The sequence below is a fragment of the Luteimonas wenzhouensis genome (assembly GCF_007859305.1).
Lineage (GTDB): Bacteria > Pseudomonadota > Gammaproteobacteria > Xanthomonadales > Xanthomonadaceae > Luteimonas > Luteimonas wenzhouensis.
This window is the reverse complement of sequence record NZ_VOHE01000003.1, coordinates 406,726-430,436: the sequence shown is the minus strand read 5'-3', so window position 1 is coordinate 430,436 and position 23,711 is coordinate 406,726. Positions and strand designations below refer to the sequence as shown.

General features: G+C 73.0%; 22 protein-coding genes. 8 read left to right on the top strand and 14 right to left on the bottom strand.

The window, feature by feature from the left end; translation table 11 throughout:
* Window positions 1-27 precede the first annotated feature (27 nt).
* A complete protein-coding gene (locus FQY79_RS08360) occupies window positions 28-306 on the top strand; it encodes an oxidative damage protection protein (protein ID WP_146312440.1) in 279 nt (92 codons plus the stop codon).
* A gap of 23 nt (window positions 307-329) precedes the next feature.
* A complete protein-coding gene (locus FQY79_RS08355; protein ID WP_146312439.1) occupies window positions 330-1,709 on the top strand; it encodes an FAD/NAD(P)-binding protein in 1,380 nt (459 codons plus the stop codon).
* Here FQY79_RS08355 and FQY79_RS08350 read toward each other — a convergent pair.
* Entirely contained in the window at window positions 1,706-1,915 is a 210-nt protein-coding gene (locus FQY79_RS08350) for a hypothetical protein (RefSeq protein ID WP_146312438.1), read from the bottom strand. The two genes, FQY79_RS08355 and FQY79_RS08350, sit on opposite strands and share 4 nt — an antisense overlap.
* A gap of 267 nt (window positions 1,916-2,182) precedes the next feature.
* Between FQY79_RS08350 and modA the strand changes: the two genes are divergently transcribed.
* The 5 genes from modA to FQY79_RS08325 are packed head-to-tail and all read left to right on the top strand — an operon-like array spanning window position 2,183 to window position 5,365.
* A complete protein-coding gene (gene modA / locus FQY79_RS08345; RefSeq protein ID WP_146312437.1) occupies window positions 2,183-3,055 on the top strand; it encodes a molybdate ABC transporter substrate-binding protein in 873 nt (290 codons plus the stop codon).
* A 7-nt stretch (window positions 3,056-3,062) separates the two neighbouring features.
* Entirely contained in the window at window positions 3,063-3,752 is a 690-nt protein-coding gene (modB, locus tag FQY79_RS08340) for a molybdate ABC transporter permease subunit (RefSeq protein ID WP_146312436.1), read from the top strand.
* Complete coding sequence (locus tag FQY79_RS08335) at window positions 3,752-4,372, top strand: molybdenum ABC transporter ATP-binding protein (RefSeq protein ID WP_146312435.1); 621 nt, start codon at window positions 3,752-3,754, stop codon at window positions 4,370-4,372. The genes modB and FQY79_RS08335 overlap by 1 nt, the downstream gene beginning before the upstream one ends.
* Window positions 4,373-4,432: 60 nt before the next feature.
* Entirely contained in the window at window positions 4,433-4,990 is a 558-nt protein-coding gene (locus tag FQY79_RS08330) for a flavin reductase family protein (protein WP_146312434.1), read from the top strand.
* A gap of 57 nt (window positions 4,991-5,047) precedes the next feature.
* A complete protein-coding gene (locus tag FQY79_RS08325) occupies window positions 5,048-5,365 on the top strand; it encodes a BolA family protein (protein ID WP_146312433.1) in 318 nt (105 codons plus the stop codon).
* A gap of 140 nt (window positions 5,366-5,505) precedes the next feature.
* Here the strand turns inward: FQY79_RS08325 and tkt are convergent, their stop codons facing one another.
* The 13 genes from tkt to FQY79_RS08260 form a co-directional block, all read right to left on the bottom strand.
* Window positions 5,506-7,494, bottom strand: coding sequence for a transketolase (gene tkt, locus FQY79_RS08320; protein WP_146312432.1), 1,989 nt, complete (start codon window positions 7,492-7,494; stop codon window positions 5,506-5,508).
* A gap of 132 nt (window positions 7,495-7,626) precedes the next feature.
* Entirely contained in the window at window positions 7,627-8,949 is a 1,323-nt protein-coding gene (locus FQY79_RS08315; protein WP_246123044.1) for a dicarboxylate/amino acid:cation symporter, read from the bottom strand.
* A 73-nt stretch (window positions 8,950-9,022) separates the two neighbouring features.
* The gene (locus FQY79_RS08310) at window positions 9,023-10,681 is read right to left on the bottom strand and encodes a BatD family protein (RefSeq protein WP_246123043.1); all 1,659 of its coding nucleotides are present in this window, start codon (window positions 10,679-10,681) and stop codon (window positions 9,023-9,025) included.
* Window positions 10,682-10,689: 8 nt separating this feature from the next.
* Window positions 10,690-12,450 carry a tetratricopeptide repeat protein gene (locus tag FQY79_RS15780; RefSeq protein WP_146312429.1) on the bottom strand — a complete coding sequence of 587 codons (1,761 nt, stop codon included), beginning with the start codon at window positions 12,448-12,450 and terminating at the stop codon, window positions 10,690-10,692.
* Window positions 12,447-13,481: a vWA domain-containing protein gene (locus tag FQY79_RS08300; protein ID WP_146312428.1), complete on the bottom strand. Its 1,035-nt coding sequence runs from the start codon at window positions 13,479-13,481 to the stop codon at window positions 12,447-12,449. The genes FQY79_RS15780 and FQY79_RS08300 overlap by 4 nt, the downstream gene beginning before the upstream one ends.
* Window positions 13,478-13,936 carry a DUF4381 family protein gene (locus FQY79_RS08295; protein WP_146312427.1) on the bottom strand — a complete coding sequence of 153 codons (459 nt, stop codon included), beginning with the start codon at window positions 13,934-13,936 and terminating at the stop codon, window positions 13,478-13,480. The genes FQY79_RS08300 and FQY79_RS08295 overlap by 4 nt, the downstream gene beginning before the upstream one ends.
* A complete protein-coding gene (locus FQY79_RS08290; protein ID WP_425463198.1) occupies window positions 13,933-14,889 on the bottom strand; it encodes a DUF58 domain-containing protein in 957 nt (318 codons plus the stop codon). Before FQY79_RS08290 ends, FQY79_RS08295 begins: the two co-directional genes overlap by 4 nt.
* Window positions 14,890-14,926: 37 nt before the next feature.
* Complete coding sequence (locus FQY79_RS08285) at window positions 14,927-15,919, bottom strand: AAA family ATPase (protein ID WP_146312426.1); 993 nt, start codon at window positions 15,917-15,919, stop codon at window positions 14,927-14,929.
* A 142-nt stretch (window positions 15,920-16,061) separates the two neighbouring features.
* A complete protein-coding gene (locus tag FQY79_RS08280; protein ID WP_146312425.1) occupies window positions 16,062-17,984 on the bottom strand; it encodes a type IV pilus secretin PilQ in 1,923 nt (640 codons plus the stop codon).
* A 16-nt stretch (window positions 17,985-18,000) separates the two neighbouring features.
* Window positions 18,001-18,531, bottom strand: a complete 531-nt coding sequence (locus FQY79_RS08275; protein ID WP_146312424.1) for a pilus assembly protein PilP — start codon at window positions 18,529-18,531, stop codon at window positions 18,001-18,003.
* A gap of 7 nt (window positions 18,532-18,538) precedes the next feature.
* Complete coding sequence (locus FQY79_RS08270; protein ID WP_146312423.1) at window positions 18,539-19,201, bottom strand: type IV pilus inner membrane component PilO; 663 nt, start codon at window positions 19,199-19,201, stop codon at window positions 18,539-18,541.
* The gene (locus FQY79_RS08265; RefSeq protein ID WP_146312422.1) at window positions 19,198-19,842 is read right to left on the bottom strand and encodes a PilN domain-containing protein; all 645 of its coding nucleotides are present in this window, start codon (window positions 19,840-19,842) and stop codon (window positions 19,198-19,200) included. The genes FQY79_RS08270 and FQY79_RS08265 overlap by 4 nt, the downstream gene beginning before the upstream one ends.
* Entirely contained in the window at window positions 19,842-20,900 is a 1,059-nt protein-coding gene (locus FQY79_RS08260; RefSeq protein ID WP_146312539.1) for a pilus assembly protein PilM, read from the bottom strand. Before FQY79_RS08260 ends, FQY79_RS08265 begins: the two co-directional genes overlap by 1 nt.
* A gap of 254 nt (window positions 20,901-21,154) precedes the next feature.
* Between FQY79_RS08260 and FQY79_RS08255 the strand changes: the two genes are divergently transcribed.
* Window positions 21,155-23,680 carry a penicillin-binding protein 1A gene (locus tag FQY79_RS08255; RefSeq protein ID WP_146312421.1) on the top strand — a complete coding sequence of 842 codons (2,526 nt, stop codon included), beginning with the start codon at window positions 21,155-21,157 and terminating at the stop codon, window positions 23,678-23,680.
* The last annotated feature ends 31 nt before the right edge of the window (window positions 23,681-23,711 follow it).

The following is a 23,711-nucleotide window of genomic DNA, read 5'->3' as shown; positions in this document are numbered from 1 at the left end:
GGCGGCTCCCAGCTTCCACGGACCGCCATGGCCAGGATCATCTTCTGCCAGTACGAACAGCGCGAAACCGAGGGTCTCGACTTCGTGCCGTGGCCGGGCGAGCTTGGCAAGCGGGTCTTCGCCAGCATCGGCAAGTCGGCATGGGCCGCGTGGCTCGCCCACCAGACCATGCTGATCAACGAGAACCGCCTCTCGCCGCTCGACCCGGATCACCGCGCCTTCCTCGAGGCCGAGATGCAGAAGTTCCTGTTCGGCGGCGGCGCCGACAAGCCCGCCGGCTACGTGCCGCCGGACGACGCCGCCTGATCCGGATCCGGTCGACGGCCGGCATGGGCACCGGAGCGCCTGCGGCGGGCGGGTTCGACGTGGTGGTGGTCGGCGGTGGCGCCGCCGGGGTGCTGGTCGCCCTGCGGCTGGCCACGGGCGGCGGCCCGCCGCCGCGGGTGGCGATCGTCGAACCCGGCGCCCGTCTGGGGGAAGGCGTGGCCTACTCGACCACCCAGCCCGTCCATCTGTTGAACGTGCCGGCCGCGCGCATGAGCGCGTTCGAGGAGCGGCCCGGCCACTTCGTGGACTTCCTCGCCGGCCGCAGCCGGATGCCGCATGCACGGCTGGGGGCGGAGTTCGCCCCGCGCGCCCTGTTCGCGCAGTACCTGCGCGCCACCCTGGAGGCGCTGCCCGCCGCCGTCGCGCCGGCCCACCTGCGTGCCAGCGCCACCGACCTCGAACGCGATGGCGCGGGCTGGCGCGTGCACCTGTCCTCCGGCGCCGCGTTGCCGGCGCGTGCGGTGGTGCTCGCGACCGGCAACGCGCCACGCCGGATCCCGCCGTTCCTGCTGCACCCGGGCGCGCGCGTGGTGGAGGCCTGGGACTACGAGGCGGTGGCCGCGATCCCCGACGGCGCGGACACGTGCATCCTGGGCACCGGCCTGAGCATGGTCGATGCCGCGCTCGTCCTGGGCCGCCCGGGACGGCGCGGCCACCTCATGGCGCTGTCGCGGCGCGGGCTCGCGCCGCTGGCGCATGCGCCCGGCGGCCCGCCCGCGGCGGGCGACGTCGACGACCTGCTGGCGCTGGGGGTGCGCGCGCGGATGCGCCTGCTGCGCAGGCGGGCGGCCGCCGGCGACGAGCCCTGGCAGTGGACCATGGACCGGCTGCGCCCCCACGGCCAGGCGCTGTGGCGTTCGCTCGACCCCGCGGAGCAGCGGCGGTTCCTGCGCCACGCGGTGCGCTGGTGGGACATCCACCGCCACCGGATCGCCCCGGATGTGGCGGCCAGGATCGCGCGGCTGCGCGCCGAGGGCAGGCTGGAGCTGGTCGCGGGCCGCCTGCGCGCGGTCACCCCGCATCCCCAGGGCGGAAGCTGCCTCCATGTGCGCCCGCGCCACGGCCTGCACGAGCACACGCGGCGGGTCGACTGGATCGTCAACGCCAGCGGAGTGGAGACCGGCATCGAGCTGCGCCCGGGCACACTGCTGCAGGCGATGCGCGCACGCGGGCTGGCGATCCCCGGCCGGCATGGCCTGGGCCTGGCCTGCGACGACGCCGGGCGGGTGCTCGACCGGCGCGCCCGCGCCCTGCCCGGGCTGTTCGCGATCGGGGCGCTGCGCATCGGCGACCTGTGGGAAACCACCGCGATCCCGGAACTGCGGGTGCAGGCGCGCGGGATTGCGGACGCGATCCGCGCCGGCGCGGCGACCGTGCGCTAGCCGCAGATCCCCACGATCACCGGCGCCGAGCCGGCCACCGGCACCCGCACGCCCGTGGCACATCCGGTCTGCACGTAGCGGCGCGCGGCCAGCGCGTGCGCCCGTTCGATCGCCTGGAACTTGGTCTCGAACACCTGCAAGGCCTCGCCGCTGCGCACCAGCCAGCCGTCGCCCACGGCCTCGATCTCGATCATTTCACGCGACATGGCCGACGCTCCCCAGAGAAACGGGTGCCCCGGCGCGACCCGCAGTGTCCTGTCGTCGCGGCCGGCGTCCGTGCAGCAGCGTCCTGTGCCTGTGCGCTGCCGGGGCGGTCACAGGATTGCCGTGACGCGGTTCGGCCACCATCGGGGCCGCACCCGCCGCGGTGTAGGAAAATTCCCACCCAGGCCCGCTCCGGCGTCGCGCCCGGCCCTGCCTGGGCACGGGCCGCGCCCGCTATAGTCGCCTCCTCCCCCTCCGCCGGACGCCACATGCCGCCACCGACCCGAGCCCCCCGTCCCCGGCTCCGGCCGTCGCCGGGCGCACCGCGCCTCGGGTGGCCACTCTGCCGGCGGGCCTGCCGGCGCGCGCTGGCCGCGCTGGCCGCGCTGCTGCTGGCGGCCTGCGGCGGCCGCGAGGGCGACGGGCCGGAACCGGCGGGACCAGGGCCGCTGGTCGTGTTCGCCGCCGCCAGCCTGACCGAATCGTTGGAGGCCGCCGCCCGCGCCTACACCGCCCGCAGCGGCCAGGCGGTGCAGGTGTCCTTCGCCGGCAGCCCGGCACTGGCGCGCCAGATCGCCCAGCGGGCGCCGGCCGACGTGTTCGTCTCCGCCGACACCGAGTGGATGGACTGGCTGCAGCAGCGCGGCCTGGTCGATCCGGCCAGCCGCTCCGGGCTGCTGGGCAATGCCCTGGTGCTGGTGGCGCACGCCGACAACCCGGCGCCGGGGCTGGCGCTCGCGCCCGGGGTCGACCTGCTGCCCCTGCTGGGCGGCGACGGCCGCCTCGCCGTGGCCCTGACCGGCAGCGTGCCGGCGGGCAAGCATGCGCAGGCCGCGCTCGCGTCCCTGGGCGCCTGGCCGGCCGTGGCACCGCGCCTGGCCGAGACCGAGAACGTGCGCGCCGCGCTGCTCCTGGTCGCGCGTGGCGAGGCGCCGCTGGGCGTGGTCTACGCCACCGACGCGAAGGCGGAGCCGCGGGTGCGGGTGCTGGGGACTTTCCCCCCGGAAAGCCATCCGGAGATCGTGTATCCGGTCGCCAGGGTCGCGGCCAGCAGGCATCCGATGGCCGGCGACTTCGTCCAGTGGCTGGGTTCGCCCGAGGCCGCGGCGATCTTCCTCGACCACGGCTTCGTCCTGCGCTGAGGCCCGCATGCTGTTCACGCCCGAGGAGACCACGGCGATCGCGCTGAGCCTGAAGGTGGCGGTGGCCGCCTCCCTGGCCAGCCTGCCGCTGGGCATTGCCACCGCCTGGGTCCTGGCGCGGGTGGACTTCGTCGGCAAGTCCCTGCTCGACGCGCTGGTGCACCTGCCGCTGGTGCTGCCGCCGGTGGTCGTCGGCTATGCGCTGCTGGTGACCTTCGGCCACGGCGGCGCGGCCGGGCGCTTGCTGTCCGAGCACTTCGGGATCAGCTTCGCCTTCCGCTGGACCGGCGCGGCGCTGGCCAGCGCGATCATGGGTTTCCCGCTGCTGGTGCGCGCGATCCGGCTGGCGATCGAATCGGTCGACCGGCGCCTGGAACAGGCCGCGGCGACCCTGGGCGCGAATCCGCTGCGCGTGTTCTTCACCGTCACCCTGCCGCTGTCGTGGCCCGGGATCGTGGCCGGCACCGTGCTCGCCTTCGCCAAGGCCTTGGGCGAGTTCGGCGCCACCATCACCTTCGTCTCCAGCATTCCGGGGCAGACGCGCACGCTCTCGTCCGAGATCTACGGGCTGATGCAGGCGCCCGGCGGCGAATCGGGGATCTGGCGCCTGGCCGTGGTCGCGGTCGTGATCTCGCTGGCCGCGCTGCTGGCCTCGGAGTGGCTGGTGCGACGCCAGCGACGCGGGGAGCGGGACTGATGCTGGACATCGACATCCGCCTGCGCCGCGGCCGCTTCGAGCGCGACGTGCGCATCGTCGAGGACGCGCGCGTGCTCGCCCTGGCTGGACCGTCGGGCGCGGGCAAGACCTCGGTGCTGAACGCGATCGCGGGCCTGGTGCGGCCGGTATCGGGGCGCATCGTGATCGACGGCCGCACCCTGTTCGACAGTACCGCCGGCATCGACGTGCCCACCCACCGGCGCCGCATCGGCTACGTGTTCCAGGACGCGCGCCTGTTCCCGCACCGCGACGTGCGCGGCAACCTGCGCTACGGTCGCCACGGCGCGCGCCGCGGGCCGGAGACCTTCAGCCTCGAGGCGGTGGTCGAGCTGCTGGGCATTGGCGCCCTGCTCGACCGGCGCCCGGCCAACCTCTCCGGCGGCGAGGCCCAGCGGGTGGCGATCGGGCGCGCGCTGCTGTCGCAGCCGGCGATCCTGCTGTTCGACGAACCGCTGTCGGCGCTCGACCAGGCGCGGCGGGAAGAACTGATCCCGTGGCTGCAGAAGGTGCGCGACGAGGTGCGCCTGCCGATGGTCTACGTCAGCCACACCCAGGACGACGTGCGCCGCATCGCGGAAGCGGTGCACGTGCTGGACTGAGCGCCGCGCGGCCCGCCGCATCCGCGCGGCCCGACACCCACGCCACTGCCGGAGCCTGCCATGGCCACGATCCGCAAGCGCGACCTGCCGGTCGACGCGTCCCGCCGGTTCCTCGAGCCCGGCCCGGTGCTGCTGCTGTGCAGCGCCCACGGCGACCAGCGCGCCATCATGACCCTGGGCTGGCACATGATGCTCGGCTACGACCTCGTCGGCACCTACGTCTGGGAGGACAACCACAGCCACGCGCTGGCCCGGCGCAGCCGCGAGTGCACGCTCAACGTGCCCGGCGTGGACCTGCTCGACGCGGTGGTCGGCATCGGCAACTGCTCCAGCGGCGAGGTCGACAAGTTCCGCCGCTTCGGGCTGACGCCGACCCGCTCGCGCGAGGTGTCTGCGCCCGGGATCGGCCAGTGCCACGCGATCCTCGAATGCCGCCTGCACGAGGCCCGGATCACCCGCGACTACCCGCTGTTCGTCTGGCGCGTGCTGCGGCTGCGCGCGGCGGTGTCGCCCGCGCTGCCGCGCACCGTGCACTACCGCGGCGGCGGCCGGTTCATGGTGTCGGGCGGGGAAGTCTCGCGGCGGCGCCTGTTCCGCCCCGACATGCTGGACGCGTAGCGCCGCGGCCGCCCGCCTTCGCCTGGCCGAAAGGAACGCGGTGCTAACATCGGCCGCATGCAAGCCAAGATCGACCGCATCCGCGCCGCGCTCGCCGCGCTCTCGCCCGCGCACCTGGAGGTGCACGACGAGAGCCACATGCACAGCCGCGGCCTGGAGACCCACTACAAGGCCGTGATCGTCGGCGATGCCTTCGCCGGGCGCCGCCCGGTGCAGCGCCACCAACTGGTCTACCGGACGCTGGGCCCGCTGATGCAGGACATCCACGCCCTCGCCCTGCACACCTATACCCCGGACGAGTGGGCCGTGCAGGGGGCCGCGCCCGATTCGCCGACCTGCCGCGGCGGCAGCAGGCACGACCGCGCCACGCACTGACGCGACGCGCGGGTGGACGCGATGGTCCCGCCCGTCGTCGACGAACGCGGCGAGCGCCTGCGCCCGGCCGGTGCCTGAAACGCGACAGGGGCGCCGAAGCGCCCCTGCCCTTGCGATGCACCGATGGCGCAGACGACGCGTCAGAGCGCCTTCGCCGCGGCCACCACCGCATCGACCGTGATGCCGAAGTGCCGGTACAGGTCGCCCGCCGGGGCGCTGGCGCCGAAGGTGTCGATGCCGACCACCGCACCGTCCAGGCCCACGTACTGGCGCCAGAAGCCGGTGACGCCGGCTTCCACCGCCACGCGCCTGCGCACCGACGACGGCAGCACCGACTCGCGGTAGGCCGCGTCCTGGCGGTCGAACACCGTGGTCGAGGGCATCGACACCACCCGCACGTGGTCGCCGAGCTGTTCGGCCGCCGCGGTCGCCAGTTCGACCTCCGAGCCGGTTGCGATCAGGATGATCTCCGGCGCGCCCTTCGAATCCTTCAGCACGTAGCCACCGCGCGCGATGTCGCGCACCTGCTGTTCGCTGCGCGGCTGGTGCTGCAGGTTCTGGCGCGAGAACACCAGGCACGACGGGCCGTCGCGGCGCTCGATCGCCGCCTTCCACGCCACCGCCGATTCGACCGCGTCGCACGGGCGCCACACGTCGTTGTTCGGGATGTAGCGCAGCGAGGCCAGGTGCTCGACCGGCTGGTGGGTCGGGCCGTCCTCGCCCAGGCCGATCGAGTCGTGGGTGTAGACGTGGATCGCGTGCGCGCGCATCAGCGCGCTCATGCGCACCGCGTTGCGCGCGTAGTCGCTGAACACCAGGAACGTGGCGTCGTAGGGGATGAAGCCGCCGTGCAGCGCCAGCGCGTTGGCGATCGCGGTCATGCCGAACTCGCGCACGCCGTAGTTGACGTAGTTGGCGTCGGGCGAACCACTGGTCACCGGCTGGCTGCCCTTCCACACCGTCAGGTTGGAATGGGCCAGGTCGGCCGAGCCGCCGATCAGCTCGGGCAGCAGCGGCGCGAATGCCTCGATCGCCATCTGCGAGGCCTTGCGCGAGGCCACCACCGGGCCTTCGGACTGCAGCCGCGCGATGTAGGCGTCGGCGGCGGCGGAGAATCCCTCGGGCAGTTCACCGCGCAGGCGCCGCTGCAGCTCGGCGGCCTCCTGCGGGAACTGCGCGGCGTAGCGCTCGAACAGCGCGTTCCACTCCGCCTCGCGCGCGGCGCCCCTGGCGTTGGCGCGCCAGGCCTCGGCGATTGCCGCCGGCACCTCGAACGGACCATGGTCCCAGCCCAGCGCCTTGCGCGTGGCCTCGACCTCGTCCTTGCCAAGCGGCGCGCCGTGCGAGGACTCCTTGCCGGCCTTGGCCGGCGAGCCGAAGCCGATCGTGGTCCGGCAGCACACCAGCACCGGCTTGTCGTCGTGGCGCAGCGCGGTTTCGATCGCGGTGCGGACCTCGTCGGGATCATGCCCGTCCACGCCGCGGATCACCCGCCAGCCGTAGGCCTCGAAGCGCGCCGGCGTGTCGTCGGTGAACCAGCCCTGCACCTGGCCGTCGATCGAGATGCCGTTGTCGTCCCAGAACGCGACCAGCTTGCCCAGGCCCCAGGTGCCGGCGAGCGAGGCCGCCTCGTGCGAAATGCCCTCCATCAGGCAGCCGTCGCCGAGGAACACCCAGGTGCGGTGGTCGACCACCTCGAAACCGGGGCGGTTGTAGCGCTGCGCCAGCAGCTTCTCGGCGAGCGCGAAGCCGACCGCGTTGGCGAAGCCCTGGCCGAGCGGGCCGGTGGTGGTCTCCACGCCCGGGGTCATGAAGTTCTCGGGGTGGCCCGGAGTCTTCGACTCGAGCTGGCGGAAGCGCTTGAGCTCCTCGATCGGCACGTCGTAGCCGCTCAGGTGCAGCAGCGCGTACTGCAGCATCGAGCCGTGGCCATTGGAGAGCACGAAGCGGTCGCGGTTGGGCCACCCGGGGTTGTCCGGGCTGTGGCGCAGGAAGTCGTTCCACAGCACCTCGGCGATGTCGGCCATGCCCATGGGCATGCCGGGGTGGCCGGACTTGGCGGCTTCCACGGCGTCGATGGCGAGGAAGCGGATGGCGTTGGCGAGGTCTCTGCGGCTTGGCTTCGTCATGTCGGGCGGATGCGATGGGGGGACTGCCCGCGAACCGGGGCGGCCCGCATTGTCCCATGTCCTGCGGGACAAGTGGCGGGCCCGCCGTGCTTGCGATCGCAACCGATACCGTTGAAACCGAGTCGTGCGGCGCTAGCCCTCCCCGGCGCGCGCCGACGCGTCCGGCGCGTCGGTCTCGCCGGCCGACACCAGCGCGGCGATGCCCAGGTCCCCGGTGACGTTGACCGTGGTCCGGCACATGTCGAGGAAGTGGTTCACGCCCAGCACCAGGCCGATGCCCTCCGGCGGCACGCCGACCATCGCGCAGATCAGGGCCACGACCGGCAGCGAGCCCGACGGGACGCCCGCGGTGCCGATGCCGCCCAGGATGCACACCAGCATCACCATGAACTGCTGGCCGAGCGTCAGGTCGACGTTGAAGAACTGGGCCAGGAAGATCACCGTCACGCCTTCGAACAGGGCCGTGCCGTTCTGGTTGGCGGTCGCGCCGATGGTGAGCACGAAGCGCGACACCTTCTTCGGCAGCTTCAGCTCCTCGTCGGCCACCTTCAGCGCAGTCGGCAGGGTGGCGTTGCTCGAGGCGGTGGAGAAGGCCATCAACATCGCCTCCTGCACGCCCTTGAAGAACGCCTTCGGCGACCAGCCGCCGACCAGCTTGAGCGCCAGTGAATAGGTGACCAGCATGTGGATCGCCAGCGCGCCCACCACCACCAGCACGAACTTGCCCAGCTTGATCAGCAGGTCCCAGCCGAACAGCACGGCCAGGTTGAACATGAAGCAGAACACTGCGTAGGGCGCGAGCCGGATCACCAGCCCGATCAGGGTCATCGAGATCTCGAACAGGCCCTCGATCCCGCGCTTGAGCACCTCGGTCTGCGGGCTGCGGGTGAGCACCAGGCCGATGCCGAACATCAGCGCGAAGAACATCAGCGCCAGGATGTTGGCGTTGTTGGAGGCCGCGCCGACCACGTTCTGCGGCACGATCGACAGCAGCATCTCCAGACCCGTGGGCTGGCTGGTGCTGTCGCGCACGATCGCCTGGGTGCGCTCGGCGCCCTCGGCGAGCAGCTGCTGCGCGAGCACCGGGTCGACGCCGGCGCCGGGCTTGAACAGGTTGACCAGCACCAGGCCCAGCAGCACCGCCGTGCCCGACAGCACCACGGTCCAGGCCAGGGTGCGCCAGCCGATCCGGCCGAGCGCGGTGATATCGCCCATCTCCGACACGCCGACCACCAGCGCCGAGAACAGCAGCGGCACGATCAGCATGAAGATCAGGCTCAGGAAAAGCTGCGAGAACGGCGTGGTGGCGTAATGCGTGAGCGCCTGGACCCAGCCCGCGTCGCTGCCTGCGCCGTAATGCACGAACAGCCCGAGCACCAGGCCGGCGAAGAAACCGATCGCGATCTTCCAGTGCAGGGGCATGCGGGCCTCCCCCCGGGGCCTCGTTTCACTCATCAACAAGGGTTCCGGTTGAAACAGGCTGCGCAGCTTAGCAAACGGCGGCTGCCTGCTCCGGGCGATGCCCGGGTCACATCCGCGGCCCGGGATACAGCGGCGGCAGCAGGGACGCCGCCGCATCCGCCGGCGCCGGCGCGCGCCAGCGCGGTCCGCGGGCGAACGCCTCTTGCAAGGCCCGGCGCGCCGCGGCCATGTCGCCGTCGTTCCACCGCGCTTCCTGCAGCATGGTGATCGCCGCGCGCTGGCCGGGATCGTCGAGCTGCGCCGACAGCGCCTCGAGGCTGGCGGCCGATGGCGCGGCCAGGCCGCACAGCGCGGCCTCGAGCTCGCGCGCATCGCCGGCGACGAGCACCTCGCGCAGCGCGCGCAAGGACGTGGCCGGCGCCGGCGCGTCGCCGCGCGGCTGGACCAGGGGCAGGCGCCGGGCAGGCGCTCCCGCGCGGCGCCGTTCGCGCAAGGCCCAGGCCAGGGTGCCCAGCCACAGCACGGCCAGGCCGATCGCCAGCCAGCGCCATGCACCCGGGTGCACGCGGCGGTCGCCACGACCGGCTTCGAACGCGGCCTGCACCGCGTCGTCCACTGCAGCCGCCGGGGCGCCCGGCTCGACCTCCAGGTGGAGGTCGGGCAGCGCCGCGGTGCGCTCCACGCCGGCGTCCACGTCCCACCATGCCTGCCGCAACCCGGGCAGGCGCAGCGGTCCGGCCTGCACGGGCACGACCGCGAACCGGCGTGTGACGCGGGTGCGTGGCCGGCCGCGTTCGAACAGTTCGTCCACCTGCGGCGGTTCCGGGAACACCTGGGCCCCGTCCACCGGCGGCAGGCGCAGTTCCGGGAGCTGGCTGGCGGCAGCGCCATCGGCCACCAGCTCCACGTCCACGGTCGCCGCCTCGCCCGCGCGCAGTTCCTGTGGCGTGGCCAGGTAACGCAGCTGCATCGACTGCAGCGGCAGCCAGGGCTGCGGCGCCGAAGCCGGAACCGGCTGCACCTGCAGTACCCGGGAGGGGCCTTGCGCGCGCAGCGCCCGCCGCCCGCCGCCGAACATGTCGTCGAAGAACCCGCCCACCCCGGTTCCCTCGAACCGCGCGCCGGGGACGACCAGCGTGCCGCTGCGCTCGGGCACCAGCACGAAGCGACGCTCCACCACCGTGTAGCGACGCCCGGCGATCTCGCGGCTGTACTGCACGTCGCTGCCGACGCGGTGCACGGCGGCACCGTCCGGGACCGGCTGGTCCAGCTGGCCCGAGACTAGCGGGGTGGCGTAGTACAGCCGCAGGGTGTAGCCGACCGACTGCTGCACCCACGGCGCATCGGTATCCGCCTCGGCCTCGATGAACACCGGTTCGCCCGCGCGCGCCGGCGCGGTGGCGTCCGGCAGCACGGTCAGCACCAGCGGCGCCGTGGACTCGGCGCCCACGCGCAACGCCGGCACGGTCAGCAGCCCCTCGCGCCGGGGCTGCAGCGCGACCGCGAACAGCACCCGCGGGCGGTGCCCGCCGCCGGCGACGGGCTCGCTGCCGCGCGTGCTGCTGTGGCCGCTGAGCACGAAGTCGGGCGCCAGCGCCGAAAAGTCAGGCATCCGCGCACCGGCCTGGTCGGTCTCGATGTTGAGGGTGGTGGTCTCGCCCACGCCGATGCGCTCGCGGTCGAGCCAGGCGCGCGTGGCCGCCTGCGCCGGCGCGATGCAGGCCAGCACCAGCAGCCACCCCAGCAGGCGCGGGAGCAGGGCCATGGGCGACATCATGGCCCGCCCCCGCTGCGGCGCTCGTGTTCGAGGCGGAAGCGCGCGCGCAGCAAGCCGCCCGGATCGTCCGGCACGCGGCGCAGCCAGGCCTCCACGGCTTCGCGACGCTCGCGCTCGGCGCCGTCGGCATCGGGCTGCGCGGGCAGCCGGCTCGTGGCCTCGCCCTCACCCTCGCCGTCCTCCTGGCGCGCCGCCTCGTCGAGTGCGCGCTGCATGCGCTCGCGCTGGGCGGCGTCGGCCTGCGACTGGTCGCCGGCCCCGTCGGGCGGCGGCGGATCCGCGGCGTCCGCGGTTCCGGCGTCCTGCTCCTGCGGCGCGCCGTCCGCCGCGTTGCGGTCGCCGCGCGGCGCCGCCGCGCCCTGGTCCGGCGCCGCCCCGCCGGGCTGGTCCGCGCCCTCCTGTTCGGCCCCCGCATCGGGTTGCCGGCGCGGGCCTCCGGGTCCCGGCGGCGGATCGCGTCGCAGCGCGGCCTCGACCAGGGCCCGGTTGGCGACCGCGTCCTCCATCCCCGGCTGCCGCCGCAGCGCTTCGTCGTAGGCCTCCAGCGCCTCCTCCAGCCGCCCGGCACGGGCCAGCGCGTTGCCACGGTTGTAGGCCGCGTCGGCCCCCGGCAGCCCGCGCCAGAGGCGTTCGGCCTCGTCGTGGCGCCCGGCGCGGTAGGCCTCGAGCCCTTCGAGCATGCGGGCGTGCGCGAGCTGGTCGGCACGACGCCAGGGCGTGCCCTCCCCGGGACCGGCGGCATGGGCCCCGGGCGGCAGCAGCAGGCAGGCGCCCAGCACCGCCAGCGCCAGGCCGCGGCGGAAGGCCAGCAGCACCAGCAGCATCACGGCCGGCACCAGCCAGTAGCCGCCATCGTGCAGCAGGCGCGCGCCGCCGGACGCCCGCGCCTGCGTCTGGCCAGCATCGAAGGCCGTCGCCGCCCCGGGCAGGACCGCGTCGCGGGCCGCGGCGCCGGCCGCCAGGCTCGCATAACCACCGCCGCCCGCGCTGGCGACGCGCTGCAGCGAGGGCGCGTCCAAGCGGGAGGGCCGCAGGCTGCCGTCGCCGGCGCGGTAACTGGCGCCCGCCGGCCGGCCCAGCCCCAGCACCGACACCCGCGCGCCCCGGGACCGGGCGCGCCCGGCGGCGGCGACCGTCGCCGCATCGGCGCGGTGCGCCATCAGCAGGATGTCGCCGCGCCCGTGCCCCGCGCGGGCCAGCAGCTCCAGCGCGTGGTCGATCGCCCGGGCCGGACGGTGGCCGTCGACCGGCATCAGGTCCGGTGCCAAGGCGTCGAGGAAGATCGCGACGTTCGCGGCATCGTCGGTGAGCGGGGCGACCGTGAACGCATCGTCGGCGAACACCACCAGGGCCACCCCACCTTCGTGGGCGTCGAGCAGCGCGGCCAGCCAGGCCCGCGCCTGCAGCAGCCGCGAGGGCGGCAGGTCGGGCGTGAGCATGGCCTCGGACAGCTCCAGCGCCACCACCAGCGGACGCCCGTCCTGGCGCACCACCGCCGTGTCCTGCCGCCAGCCCGGCCCGGCCAGGGCGAACACCGCCAGGGCGAAGGCCAGCAGGCGCACCCCGAGCCCGACCCGCCCCGCGCCGGACCCGCCCGGTTCGACCAGGTGCGGCAGCAGGTGCGGATCGACATGGCGTTGCCAGACGCCGGCACGCCGCCGCTGCCGGTACCACCATGCCGCCAGCAGCGGCAGCGCCAGCAGCGCCCAGAGCCAGGCCGGGCGCATGAACTGCAGCTGGGACAGGGCGTCGGTCATGGCGCCGCCCCGGCCGGATCGGCGTTGCGACGCGGGCGGCGCGGCGGCCGCCAGGTGGCCAGCAGGCCCAGCAGCAGCGCCGCGGCGAGCGGCCAGTGGTAGCGCTCCACCGGCGGCCGCAGCGCCTGTCCGGGGCGCTCGACCGGTTCGAGCCGGTCGATCTCGGCGTAGATCCCCGCCAGCTCCCGGGCGTCGCGGGCGCGGAACGCGCGGCCGCCGGTGGCCGTTGCGATGCGCTGCAGCGCTTCCTCGTCGATCTCGGCCATGTGGCCGGGCATGCGCAGCCCGAACAGGCCCGGCAGGTCGCCGCCAAAGGCCACCGCATGGATGCGCACGCCGTGTTCGCGCGCCAGCTCGGCGGCCTTGTCCGGGTCGAGCTGGCCGGCGGTGTTGACCCCGTCGGTCAGCAGCACCAGGACCCGCTGCCCGGCCGGCTGCCCGCGCAGCCGCTTCACCGCCAGGCCGATGGCGTCCCCCAGCGCGGTTTCGCGGCCCGCCAGGCCGACCACGCTGTCGAGCAGCTGGCCGCGCACGCTCTCGCGGTCGAGGGTGAGCGGGGACAGCACGTAGGCGCGCTGGCCGAACACGATCAGGCCGACGCGGTCGCCCTCGCGACGATCGAGGAAATCCGAGAGCACCGCCTTGGCGGCGGTGAGGCGGTCGACCACGCGGCCGCCCAGGCGCATGTCCTCCTCGCCCATGCTGCCGGACAGGTCCACGGCCAGCATCAGGTCGCGGCCGGACACCGGCGGCTGCACCGCCTCGCCCGGCACCTGGGGGCGCGCGGCGGCCACGCACAGCAGCGTCCACGCCAGCCAGGCCAGCCACGGCATGCCGTGCACGCCGGGCCGGCGCGCGCCACCGGCGAAGCCGTGCAGGCGCCCGCCCCAGGGCACGCGCAGGGCCGGGGTGGCATCGCGCGCGGGCGGCAGCAACACGCGTACCAGCCAGGGCACGGGCGCGGCCAGCAGCCACCAGGGCCAGGCGAACGACGCCAGCAGGCCGGCGAGCGCGTCGTGCAGCACGTTCATCGCCGCTGCATCCAGTCGACGAAGCGCGCGCGCGCGATCGGGCGCAGCGCATCGACCTCGCGCCCGTCGACGCTGCGCCTGAAGGCGCCGTCGCGCAGCAGGCCCGCCGGCCCCTCGCCGAGGCCGCCGCCCCCGGGCAGGTCGCGCTCGAGCAGCGCCAGCCAGGCGTCGCCCGCAAGCAGGTCGGCGCCGGGTTGCACCCGTCGCGCGGCGCGCCGCAGCAGCGAAGAGATCGCGGCCACCTGTTCGGCGGGCGTCGCCGCCGCGGCCACCGTGCGATCGAACAACCGCCCGGCCAGGCGCCGGCGGCGATCCCGGCGCCAGCGCCAGGCCGCCCAGGCCACCAGCGCGGCCGCCAGCAGCGCCAGCAGCAGCCACCAGCCGGGCGCCGGCGGCCACCACGGCGGCGCGGGCGGCACGTGGACGTCGCGCAGCGGCAGCCCGGCGCCGCTCATGCAGGCAGGCTCCCGGCCCCGGTGGCGGGCAGCCAGGCATGGCTGGGGGCGTCCGTGGACAGCAGGTGCACCCGCGCCCCATGGGCGCGCAAGGCGTCGGCGGCCTCCTCCGCCACGGCGCCGAACGCCGCCCGCCAGCGCCCGAAGTCGCGCTCGGCCCCCAGGTCCACTTCGACCCGCCGCCCCGTGTCCACGAACGGCAGGCGCGTGCGCGGCGGATCGCGCTCGAGCGGATCCTGGACCAGCAGCACGACCACCTCATGGTGCGCGGCCAGTCCGGCCCAGGCCGCCCGCGGCACTGCGCCGATGCTCGCCGGCTCGGCGAGCACGTACACCCGCGATCCCGGGCGCACAAGGCGGCGGGCGTGTTCCAGCGCCAGGGCCAGCCCGGCATCGCCGGCAGGCGGCTGCGCATACCAGCGCACCAGCGCATCGAGCACGCGCAATGCGCCGCGGGATCCGCCGGCCGGCGGGACCGGCGGCTCGTCATGGCTGCCGCGCAGCGCCGCCAGCCGATCGCCGTCGCGCAGTGCCGCCCACGCGGCGACCGCCCCGGCACGCGCCGCCTGCACCGACTTGAAGCGCACGCGGGTCCCGAAATACAGGGCCGGCGCGGTATCGGCCACCAGCAGGGTCAGCCGCTGGCGTTCGGCCTGGAACAGCTTGGTGTGCATGCGCCCGCTGCGCGCGGTGAGGCGCCAGTCGATGTGGCGCACGTCGTCGCCGGGCGTGTAGGCGCGCGATTCGGCGTATTCCATGCCGCGGCCGCGCACCGGCGCCGGGGCCGGGCCGCTGGCGCCATGGCGGCCGCGTCGCGGCACCCTGCGGCCGGCAGCCGCCTGGCGCAGGGCGACCAGCTCGGCCAGGGTCGGGACCACGCCGCGGCTTCCATCCTCCGTGGCGGACACGGGCCCGTGCACCGGGCGTTCGACGCCCGTGGCGCTCACCCGCAGCGCCCCGGATCGCCGCTGGCCATGCCAGGCGCGCCGGTCACGGCAGCGGCACCCGGGCCAGCAGTTCCGCGACCAGGCGCTCGCCGTCCCAGCCCTCGGCAGTGGCCTCGTAGCGGGGCAGCACGCGGTGTCGCAGCACGTCGGGCGCCACGGCGCGGACGTCGTCGGGGGTCACGAAGTCGCGGCCGGCCAGCCAGGCATGGGCGCGGGCACAGCGTTCGAGCGCGATCGAGCCGCGCGGGCTCGCGCCCCAGGCGATCCGGCGTCCGAGCGCCGCGTCGTAGCGCGCCGCATCGCGCGAGGCCAGCACCAACTCGACCAGGTAGCGCTCCACTGCCGGCGCCATGTGCAGGTCGAGCACCGCGGCCCGGGCGGCGAACACGTCGGCCTGGGGAATCCGCGCCGGCGCCGGGCTGTCCGGCCCGAGGTCGTCGCGCGCGCGGGCCCGGGCCAGGCGCAGGATCTCGGTTTCGGTCTCGGCCTGGGGATAGCCGATGCGCACGTGCATCAGGAACCGGTCCAGCTGCGCTTCGGGCAGCGGGAAGGTGCCCTCCTGCTCGATCGGGTTCTGGGTGGCCATCACCAGGAACAGCCGCGGCAGCGGGTAGGTTTCGCGCCCGACCGTCACCTGGCGCTCGCCCATCGCTTCGAGCAACGCCGACTGCACCTTGGCCGGCGCGCGGTTGATCTCGTCGGCCAGCAGCAGCGAATGGAACACCGGGCCAGGCACGAACTCGAAGCGCGCCTCCTGCGGTCGCCAGATCTCGGTGCCGGTCAGGTCGGCCGGGAGCAGGTCCGGGGTGAACTGCACCCGGGCGAAGTCGGCGTCGATCCTGGCCGCCAGCGCGCGCACGGCGCTGGTCTTGGCCAGGCCCGGCGCACCCTCGACCAGCAGGTGGCCGTCGGCCAGCAGCGCCACCAGCAGGCGCTCGACCAGTTCCGCCTGGCCCACGATCTCGGCGGCGAGGTCGTCGCGCAGCGCGGCGAAGGTGGCGTGCAGGCGGGGAATCTCGTCGCGGGAAGTGTCCATGGGGTCCGGTTCGCGGAGCGTCAGCCCGCATTGGACCAGACTCCCGCCCCCGGGTTCAGTGCCGGACGGCACCTTCGCCGCCAAACCCCGCAAACGCGGGCGGGGCCCGAAGGCCCCGTCGCGTGGTCCTGCCGCCGGCGCCTCAGCGCTGCGCGACGCGCATCACCTTCGGGGTCACGAAGATCAGCAGCTCGGCCTTCTCCCGGCTGCGGCCGCGCTTCTTGAACAGGTTGCCGATGATCGGCAGGTCGCCCAGGAACGGGACCTTGGACAGGTCGCTGCGGTCGCGGAACTCGTAGACGCCGCCGATCGACACGGTCTGCCCGTCGTCGACCAGCACGGCGGTCGTGATCTCGCGCTTGTTGATCTGCGGCACGTCGCCGGCGCCACTGCGAACGAAACCCTCGATCTCGTCCTTCTTCAGCGCCATGTTGAGGAACACGCGCCCGTCGTTGGTGATGGTCGGCGTAACCCTGAGCTCAAGCAACACATCCTTGAACTCGACCGTGGGGATGCTGTTGCTCTGCCCGCCGGTGACGGTGAGATAACCCACCTCCTGGCCCTGGCGGATGATCGCTTCCTTCTGGTTGCTGGTCACGATGCGCGGGTTCGACACCACCTCGCCGCGACCCTCGCGCTGCAGCGCCGAGATCTCGAGGTCCCAGTTGACGTAGTTGCCGAGGATCGTGAGCGCCAGCGAGCCGCCATTGGTGACCGCGTTGGCGAAGTTGAGCGGGTTGTTGAAGGTGATGCCGCCCTCGTGGTCGGGGTCGAGCACCTGGCCATAGGCCCCCTGGTTGCTGTCGATGCTGCCCGAGGTGATCCAGCGGTTGAAGTTGTCGCTGCCGTAGACACCGAAGCGGGCGCCGAGGTCGCGGGCGAACGACTCGTTCGCGATCACGATCCGGGCCTCGATCACCACCTGGTCGACCGGCTTGTCGAGGGCCTGGACCAGGCGCTTGATCTCGGCCACGCGCTGCGGGATGTCGATCGCGAGCAGGGTATTGGTGCGGCGGTCGAAGCTCAGGCTGCCGCGCGCGGAGAGAAAGCCGCGGCTCTGGCTCACGCCACCGCTGGCGCCGCCGCCGCCGTGGCCGGTCTTGCTCTCTTCGGTGAGGAGCTTGACGATGTCTTCGGCGTTGCCGTAGCTGATCGGGATGTACTCGGTGATCATCTCGGCCCGCTCTTCCATGGCCAGCCGCGCGTTCTCCTTGTCCTGCTCGAACTTGGCGATCTCCGACTGCGGCGCCACCCAGACGACGTTGCCGTTGCGCCGCTTGTCGAGCGAGCGGGCCTGCAGGACGATGTCCAGGGCCTGGTCCCACGGCACGTTGATCAGCCGCAGGGTGACGTTGCCCTGCACCGTGTCGCTGGCGACGATGTTGAGGTTGGACTCCTCGGCGATCAGCTGCAGCACGGTGCGCACCGGCACGTCCTGGAAGTTGAAGGTCACCGGGCGACCGGTGTAAGCGCGGGGCGCCGATGCCTGCGCGGTGGACGCAACCGCGGCCGGGTTGCTGGCGCCGACGGCGCGCCCGCTGGCCGGCGCGGCGCGCGGCACGATCTCGACGACGTACTCGCGGCCGCTCTGGTAGGCGAGGGGTTCGAAGTTGCCTTGCGCGCTCAGCACCAGCTGCGCGCCCTCGCCGCCCTGCCGGGCATCGATGCGCTGCACCGGGGTGGCGAAGTCACTGACGTTGAGCGGGCGCTGCAACGCCGCCGGCAGGCTGGCATTGCCGATGTTGACGACCACGCTCGAACCCTGCGTGCGCAGGTCGGGGTTCGCGCCCTCGCCGTCGAAGCGCAGGATCAGCTTGCCCGCGCCACCGTCGCCACGCTTGAAGTCGACCGCCGAGACCGAGACCACGCCGGGCACCTGCTTGGCCGGATCCGCGGACGCGGCCTGGGCCAGCGCAGGGACGAGGACGGGCGCGAACCCGGGTGCGGACGGGGAGCCGGCGGCGACGGACGCGGACAGCAGGCCGGCGGCAAGGCCGAGCGCCAGTGCCTGGAGCGGAAGGCTTCGCCGGGTCGGCTGCGGATTACGCACATTGGTGACGGTCATCTTTGACTTCCCCTGATCAATTGTCTTCGAGCGCAATCGAGGCCGGCCGTTCCAGCCAGCCACCGGCGCCATCCGGCACAAGTTCAACGAGTTCGATCCTGTCTTCGTGCACGCTGGTCACGCGACCGTCGTTCTGCCCCAGGTAGGAGCCCGGCGAAACCCGGTAGGTCACCTTGTCCGGCGCCATCACCAGCGCCACCATGTCCGGGCCCGTGTGCAGGGTGCCGACCATGTCCAGGCTGTCGAGCGGGAACATCTCGAGCGCCTGCTTGCGCCGGTTGGAGTCGGGGCGCGGCCCGCTCCCGGTGCCGTCGTCGCGGAACGCGGCGCTGAACGGATCGCGCAGGTCCTGCGCGGCGTACTCGAAGGTCTCGAACTGCTGCATGACCGGCAGCGGTTCGAGCGGCGGCGCGGGCCGGGCCTTCACATTGGCCACCCACTCCTCGAGGTTCGGCGCGTCCCCCGGCGTGCTCGTGACTCCCCTCACACAGCCCGCCAGCGCCAGCGCCAGCACGCAGGCGGCGATCCCCGCCCTGTTCGACGTCATCCCCATGTCAGCGAGCCCCCCCCGGCGCAGCAGCCGCCTGCGCGTTCGCCGCCTCCTCCTCGTCGAGGTAGCGGTAGGTCTTGACCGTGCCGGCGAGCTCCAGGCTCGAATTGGGCCCCAGGCCCGCGTTGGGGCCGCTCCCCCGCGGCCGCAACGAGATGTCGTGCATGGTCATGATCACCACCCGCGGCAACGACGCCACGCCGCTCACGAATGCGCCGAACTGGTGGTACGTCCCCACCATCTTCAGCTCGATCGGTTTCTCGGCGTAGAACTCCTTGGGAACCTCCGGGCCGGGCTTGAACAGCTCGTTGTGGATCCCGGTGGCCAGCGCGGTCTGCGAGATGTCGTTGATCAGCGCCGGCATCTCGGTGCGGCTGGGCAGCTGGCGCAGCATCTGCTGCAACTGCTGTTCCATCTGCGCAAGCTGCTGCTTGAGCGGCTCAAGGTTCGCGGCCCGTCCCTGCTTGGTCTCGAACTCGCCGCGCAGCGTGGACTCCTGCCGCTCCAGGCCCTTGAGCTCGTCCCCCTTCTTGCGGGTCACCACGTACCACAGCAGGCCGAAGATCAGCAGCCCGATCAGCACGCAGAACCCGATCTTGTACTCACGGGGCCACGCGCCCATGTTGTTGAAGTCGAGTTCCCGCAGCGACATCTTCTTCTTGCTCACTGGGCAGCTCCTTCGGCAGGGGCCGCGGTCGCGGCCGGCGCGGAGTCGACCGGCGGCACCGGATCGGGGATGCCGTCGCCATCCTCGTCCCTGGGGGCGTTGGGGTTGGCCAGCTGGACCGACAGGTTGAACACGTAGGGCAACCCGGCCACGCCGTCGCGTGCCTCGATGATCGACAGGTCGGGCCTGGTCATCCAGCCCGAGCCCTCGAGGTTGCGCATGTAGGTGCTCACCCGCGAGTTGGACTGCGAGCGGCCCTCGAGCGTGAGCTTCTCACCCTCCTGCTTGATCGTGGTGAGGACCACGCCGTCGGGGATGGTGCGCACCAGCGAGTCGAACAGGTGGACCATCTGCGAACGGTTGGCCTGCAGCTGCTCGATGACCTCCTTGCGCGCCAGCAGCCGCGCGCGCTGGCGGTCGAGCTCGTCGATCTCGACGATCCGCTTGTCGACCTCCTCGATCTGCTGCTGCAGGAAGCGGTTGCGCTCCTTCTGCCCGCTGATCTGCGCGTTGTAGTAGAGGTTGACCAGGAACCACAGCACCAGCCCGGCCAGCGCCGCCAGGGCGAGCATCAGGCCGAACTCCTTCTGCCGCTGCTTGCGACGCTCCTCGCGCCACGGGAGTAGGTTGATCCGGGCCATCAGTCGAAGCTCCTCAGGGCCAGGCCGCAGGCGATCATCAGCGCCGGGGCATCCTGCGCGAGCGCATGCGCCTGTACCCGGGAGCCCAGGGTCATCTGCGCGAGCGGGTTGGCGATCACCGTCTGCACGCCGAGCTGCTCCTCGACCATCTCGGCGATCCCCGGGATCGAGGCGCAACCGCCGGCCAGCACGATCTGGTCGACGCGGTTGAACTCGCTGCCGGCGTAGAAGAACTGCAGCAGGCGGCTGATCTGCTGGACCAGCGCCTCCTTGAACGGCTCGAGCACCTCGATCTCGTAGCTTTCGGGCAGGCCGCCCTGGCGCTTGGCCAGGCCCGCCTCCTCGTAGCTCAGCCCGTAGCGGCGCATCACCTCGTCGGTGAGCTGCTTGCCGCCGAACACCTGCTCGCGCGAGTACATGCTGCGGCCGTTGCGCAGGATGTTGAGCGTGGTCATGGTCGCGCCGATGTCGACCAGGGCCACGATCCCGTCGCGCGGGACGTTGAGCGTGTTGGCCAGCAGGCCGAAGGCGTTCTCGATCGCGAACGCCTCGACGTCGACCACCTTGGCGGTGAGGCCGCCGAGCTCGAGCGCGGAGGCGCGCATCTCCACGTTCTCCGAACGCGACGCCGCGAGCAGCACCTGCACCATCTCGGGGTTGCCGGGCATGCCGCCGAGGACCTCGAAGTCGAGGTTCACTTCCTCGATCGGGTACGGGATGTAGTTGACCGCCTCGAGCTCGACCTGGGACTCCATGTCGTCGTCGTCCAGGTCGGCGGGCATCGGGATCACCTTGGTGATGACCGCGGACCCCGCCACCGCGGCGGCGGCGTACTTGGCCCTGGTTCCCGAGCGGGACACGGCGCGGCGGATGGCCTCGCCAACGGCCTCCACCTCGACGATGTTTTTTTCCACGACCGCGTTGGGCGGGAGCGGCTCCACGGCGTAGTGCTCGACCTTGTAGCGGTCGCCGGAGCGCGACAACTGCAGCAGCTTGACGGCAGTCGAACTGATGTCCACCCCGACAAGCGGCGCCTGACTTTTTGTGATCAGCCCCACGTTTTTCCCCTTTGCCACGGGCGCTTACGTGCGCAACGTGCCCCGGAGCATTAAATAACGGACTTTTCATCCTGTGGCAACTGCCGGATTGCAAGAGCGTGCCGGATTTCCCGCCCGAGGGCGATTCCTGCCCTTTTGCGGCACCCGCTCGCAAGCTCCGTGCCTGCCGCCCTGCAGCGGCGCTTCCGGCGCCGAAGGTTTCGACGGAGCGCATCGGACCCGGGCCGGGCGCCCACTCTTATACTTGCGCCCCTATGTCCAGCCCCGACCCCCAGCCCACCCGGGCCAAAGCCCGCCCCCTGCTGCGCATCCTGCGCTGGGTCCTGTTGCTGTGCGTGGTGCTGGGGCTTGCGGCCGCGGCCGCCGGCTTCCTCGCCTACACCACGGTCTCGGCGCGCCTGCCGGACGTGCAGAGCCTGCGCGACGTCGAGATGCAGGAGCCGATGTACGTCTACTCGCGCGACGGCAAGCTGATCGCGCTGTTCGGCGAGATGCGCCGCTACCCGGTGAAGATCAAGGACGTGCCCGAACGGCTCAAGCAGGCCTTCCTCGCCACCGAGGACGCACGCTTCTACGAACACTCGGGCGTGGACTACCGCGGCGTGGCCCGCGCGATCTGGCTGCTGGCCAAGACCCGCGGACAGGAGCGCGTGCCCGGCGGGTCGACCATCACCCAGCAGGTCGCCCGCCAGTTCTACCTGAGCACCGAGTACAGCTTCACCCGCAAGTTCGCCGAGATGCTCCTGGCCCGGAAGATGGAGCAGGAGCTGACCAAGGACGAGATCTTCGAGCTCTACCTCAACAAGAGCTTTTTCGGCAATCGCGCCTACGGCGTGGCCGCGGCCGCCGAGTTCTACTTCGGCAAGACCCTCGACCAGCTCGACCTGGACGAGATGGCCTCGCTCGCCGCGATCCCCAAGTTCCCTTCCAGCGGCAACCCGCTGAGCAATCCCGAACGCGCGCGCGAGCGCCGCGACGACTACGTGCTGGCGCGCATGCGCGAACTGGGCTTCATCAGCGAGGACGAGTACCGCCAGGCGCGCGCGGTCGAGATGCACGCCAGGCCGCACGAGCGCCCGGTGGAGGCCTACGCCCCGTACGTGGCCGAGATGGTGCGCCTGGAGATGGAGGCCCGGTTCGGCGGCGACGTGCTGACCAAGGGCTACCACGTCACCACCACCATCGACCCGCAGATGCAGGCCGCGGCCGACCAGGCGGTGCGCGACGGGCTGCTGCTCTACGAGCACCGCCACGGCTGGAACCGGACCCCGGAGCAGGTGTTTGAACTGGCGCCGGACGAGGATCCGGCCGCCGTGGCCGCGCGCCTGCGCGACGTCCCGGCCCAGGGCGGCCTGCTGCCGGCGATCGTGCTCGGCACCGGCGAGGCCAGCGCCGAGGTGGTGCTGGCCGACGGCACCCGGGTGACCCTGGACGCCGCCAGCAGCCGCTGGACCGGCAGGCATCCGGCGGCGCTGGTATCGCGGGGGCAGCTGGTCCGGGTGCGCCGGGTCGAGACCGCGCCCAAGGGCGGCGGCGATGCGCCAGCGGCCGTCACCTGGCACCTCGAGCAGCTGCCGCGCGCGCAGGCCACCCTGGTGGCGCTGGAGCCGGACACCGGCGCCCTGCGCGCCCTGGTCGGCGGCTTCAGCTTCGCCGGCAACAAGTTCAACCGCGCCACCCAGGCCCGGCGCCAGCCCGGCTCGAGCTTCAAACCTTTCATCTACGCGGCGGCGTTCGAACGCGGGTTCCACCCGGCCTCGATCGTGCTCGACGCGCCGGTGGTGTTCCGCATGCGCCGGGGCCAGGAGTGGCGGCCGAAGAACTCCGACGGCCGCTTCGAGGGGCCGATGCGCCTGCGCGAGGCGCTGGTGCGTTCGCGCAACCTGGTGTCGGTGCGCCTGCTCGACGCGATCGGCGTCGACTACGCCCGCCGCTACATCAGCCACTTCGGCTTCGAGGAGTCGGAGCTGCCGCCCAACCTTTCGATCTCGCTCGGCACGCCGTCGCTCACCCCGCTGTCGGTGGCGCGCGGTTACGCGGTGTTCGCCAACGGCGGCTTCCGGGTCACGCCCTGGTTCATCGACGAGGTCCGCGACCGCAACGGCGAACTGGTGTTCAAGGAAAACCCCGCCCGGGCCTGCCGCGGCTGCGGCGCGGGCGCGGCAGGCCCGGACGGCGCCGTCCGGGCCACGCCGTCGCACGTGGTCGACGGCTTCAACCTCGGACCGGCCGCGCCGGCCGTCACCGCCACCGAGGGCCCGCGCGAGGTCCAGGCGCTGCCCGAGGACGCGGTGCTCGCGCCGCGCGCGATCGACGAGCGCGTGGCCTACCAGCTGGTCTCGATGATGCTCGACGTGGTCCAGCGCGGCACCGGCGCCGCGGCCCGGTCGCTCGGCCGGGCCGACGTGGGCGGCAAGACCGGTTCCACCAACGACCACCGCGACGCCTGGTTCTCCGGCTTTGGCGGCAACCTGGTGACCTCGGTCTGGGTCGGTCGTGACGACAACCGTTCGCTGGGCAACCGCGAATACGGCGGGCGCGCCGCGCTTCCGATCTGGATCGACTTCATGAAGGTGGCGCTCGCGGATGCGCCGGTGGTGGCGTACGAACCGCCGGCGGGCATGGTCAGGGTGTCGGTCTCGGCCGATGGCCGGCTGCTCGCGGGCGACTCGGGCGGCATCGTCGAGTACCTCAAGGCCGAGGACCTCGAGCGGATGGAGTCGGCGAGCGAATTCGACTTCGACGACGAGCCGCCGGAAGAGGCGTTCGACATCTTCTAGGGCCGCTTCCAGGGCCGCGCGTCACGTTGAC